Source organism: Micromonospora sp. NPDC004336 (genome assembly GCF_053602615.1).
Window position 1 is genome coordinate 1 of sequence record NZ_JBSGDY010000315.1, and the last position, 2,998, is coordinate 2,998.

At 78.5% G+C, this 2,998-nt stretch carries 2 protein-coding genes; both read left to right on the plus strand.

Annotated features, from left to right (window positions below; genetic code table 11):
* A partial coding sequence (locus ACWENR_RS30250; RefSeq protein WP_452280352.1) for a DUF5682 family protein occupies window positions 1-2,604 on the plus strand: 2,604 nt, incomplete at its 5' end.
* A partial coding sequence (locus tag ACWENR_RS30255) for a hypothetical protein (protein ID WP_452280353.1) occupies window positions 2,601-2,998 on the plus strand: 398 nt, incomplete at its 3' end. The genes ACWENR_RS30250 and ACWENR_RS30255, both read left to right, overlap by 4 nt.

Below are 2,998 nucleotides of genomic sequence, written 5' to 3' on the forward strand. Positions count from 1 at the left end.
CCAGCGGATGTCGAGGTCGAACGCGCGGGCGTACATGGGCACACCGCCGGCACCGGCGAGGCCGCCGAGACGGTACGGCTGGCCGACGACCTGGCCCGGCTGCGCGACCTGCCCGCCCCCGGCCGGGGCGAGGTGCTGGAGGCGGTGACCACCGTGCTCGGCCAGGGCGAACTGCTCGGCCGCGGCCGGGCCCTGGCCAAGGCGCTCGAGACCGTGCTGGTCGGCACCGAGCGCGGCCGGATCGCCCCCGGCACGCCCCGGTCCGGGCTCGGCCCCGCCGTCGAGGCGGAACTGGCCGCGCTGCGGCTGCCCGACCCGGACAGCCCGAAACCCCGCGAGGTCCGGCTGGACCCGCTGCGCACCGAGCTGGACGGGCGGCGGGAGATCCTGCTGCAGCGCCTCCAGATCTGCGGCGTCGGCTACGGCGAGCAGATCGCGGTCGCCGGCACCGGCGACGGCGCCGCCCTCACCACCCGCTGGCAACTCGCCTGGACGCCGTCCGTGGCGGCCCGACTGGACCTGGTCGGCGTACGCGGGGTGACCGCCGCGCTGGCCGCCGCCGGCACCCTGCGGGAGCGGTTCCGCCGGGAGGCCGCCGACGGCGGTCCCACCGCCGCGCAACTGCTCACCGGGCTGCACGACGCCGCGCGGTGCGACCTGCCCGAGCTGGTCACCGACCGGCTCGACCTGGCCGCCGCGGTGCTGCCGGGCACCGGCACGCTTCCCGAGCTGCTGGCCGCCCTGGACCTGCTGGAGGCGCTGCGTCGGGAGCACCTGCCCGGCACCACCGCCGACGGCCGGCAGCGGGCGGCGGAGCTGGCCGGGGTGCTGCTCGACGCGGCGGTGCGCGGGCTGCCCGGCCTGGCCGGCAGCGACGCCCCGGCCGACGCCGCCGCGCTGGTCGACCTCGCGGTGCGGGCCGGCGAGGACCGCATCGGCCTGCGCCTGGACGAGGCCCTCGACCACCTGGCCCGGGCCGGCTCGTCGCTGATCCAGGGCGCCGCGCTGGCCGCCCGCGTGCTGCTCGACCTGGCCGACGTGGAGACCCTCGGCGCCCGGGTGGGCGGCTGGATCGACGCCGCGACCGGCCCGGACACCCGGCGACACCTGCACCGGCTGCTCGCCGGCCTGCTCACCGCGACCCATCCGCTGCTGCAGTCCGCGCCGGCCGCGTTGGACCCGTTGCTGGAGCGGATCGAGCGGCTGCCCGACGCCGACTTCCTGGACCGGCTGCCGGCGCTGCGCGGCGGGTTCGACGTGCTCACCCCGGCGGCCCGGGACCGGCTGCTGCACACCGTCACCGAACGGCTCGGCGACCGGCTCGACCTGAGCCTGTCCGCCCCGCCGGAGCTGCTGGCCCGCTGGGCCACCGCCGACGCGGCCGGACGGGCCGCCCTGGTGGCCCGCCACCTCCCGATCCCGGGCACCCCGACCGCCGCCGACGCCCCCGCACCGGCCGAGGCCGCGCCCGGGCCGGACGCCCCGGAGGCCCGGCTCACCCCCACGGACCGGTGGCGGCTGCTGCTGGGCCGCCAACCCGACAACCTGCCGGCCGACGCCCGCCGCTACGCCCGCGCCCTCGACGAGCTGTACGGGGCAGGCCGGGGCGAGGGCGCCACCGACCTCGGTCAGGGCACCGGCGGTGGCCAGGAGGCGTCCTTCCCGACCGCGCGCGAGTGGGCCGACGAACTCGAGGCCCTGTTCGGCACCGCCGTACGCGAGGAGGTCATCGCCCGGGCGGCCGAGACCGGCCGCACCGACGTGCTCGCCGAGCTCGACCCGGCGACGGTGCGTCCCTCGATGGAGCTGCTGACCTCGGTGCTGTCGCTGGCCGGCGGCCTGCCCGAGGCGCACGTGGCCAAGCTGCGGCCACTGGTCCGGCGGCTGGTCGAGGAGCTGACCCGGCAGCTGGCCACCCAGGTGCGCCCGGCGCTGACCGGGCTGACCAACCCGCGTCCGTCGTACCGCCCCGGCGGCCGGATCAACCTCGCCCGTACGCTGCGGGCGAACCTGGCGCACACCCAGCGGCTCGGCGACGGCCGGACGGTGGTGGTGCCGCAGCGCCCGGTCTTCAACAGCCGCACCCGCAAGGAGGCCGACTGGCGGCTGGTGCTGGTGGTCGACGTCTCCGGCTCGATGGAGGCGTCGGTGGTGTGGTCGGCGCTGACCGCCGCCGTACTGGCCGGGGTGCCCACCCTGTCCACCCACTTCCTCGCGTTCTCCACCGAGGTGGTCGACCTGACCGACCGGGTCGACGACCCGCTGTCGCTGCTGCTGGAGGTGCGCGTCGGCGGCGGCACGCACATCGCCGCCGGGCTGGCCGCCGCCCGCTCGCTGGTGACCGTGCCGAGCCGCACCATCGTCGCGGTGGTCAGCGACTTCGAGGAGGGCTACCCGCTGGCCGGGCTGCTCGGCGAGGTCCGCACGCTGGCCGGCTCCGGGGTGCACCTGCTCGGCTGCGCCGCGCTCAACGACAGCGGGGTGCCCTGCTACTCGGTGCCGGTCGCCGAGCAGCTCGTCGCGGCCGGGATGCCGGTCGCCGCTCTCAGCCCGCTCGAACTCGCCCGCTGGGTGGGCGACCGCGTACGCGGAGGATCACGTTGACGGACCGCACACCCACCGCCGTGGACACCGACCGGCTGCCGCCGGTGCTGCCGGGGGTCACCGCCGCGGCGGTGGCGGCCCTGCCACCCCGGCTGCACGGGCGGCTGGACGCCACCGTCGAACGGCTGGCCGCTGTGCCGGTCGGCCGGGTCGACGGGGGCGTCTCGGTTGACTGCGGCCCCGAGGCCCTGGTCACCCTGGCGCCCGGGCCGGCCGGCGCGGTCACCGACCCGGAGCAGGCGCGGTGCAGCTGCCTGCTGGCGCCGCGCTGCCTGCACCGCACCGCGGTCCTGGTGGCCTGCCCGGTCGCGGACCCGGCCGCCCACCCCGATCCGGCGTCCACCGCCGCCGCGCCGGCCACCCCGGACGGCGCGGGTGCGGCGGCCGGCCGGGG